Annotated in this window: 1 protein-coding gene; it reads right to left on the reverse strand. The window is 35.5% G+C overall.

From position 1 onward, the window contains the following. Window positions 1-216, reverse strand: a 216-nt coding sequence (locus ACY2RX_RS14715; RefSeq protein WP_490104732.1) for a riboflavin kinase, incomplete at its 3' end; no start/stop codon positions are given. Window positions 217-259: the final 43 nt, after the last annotated feature.

A 259-nucleotide genomic window follows, 5' to 3' on the forward strand; every position in this document is an offset into this window, starting at 1 on the left:
CATGCTTACTGCGTAGACACCTTTTTTTGGTAACACATAATCATCGCTTGGTTGAACATTTGCTGTAGGAAAACCAATTGTTCTACCACGTTTTTCGCCTTGAACTACTGTACCTTTAATTCGATAAAGGTAACCAAGTTCATCATTAGCCTTTTGTAATCGACCTTCTGTTAAAGCCTCTCTTATAGCAGTTGTAGAAATCTTTTCAGAATCCATCTCTTGTTTACCTACAATCGTTGTATTAAACTCTTTAAATTCT

The organism is Polaribacter sp. 2405UD43-2, from assembly GCF_058147125.1.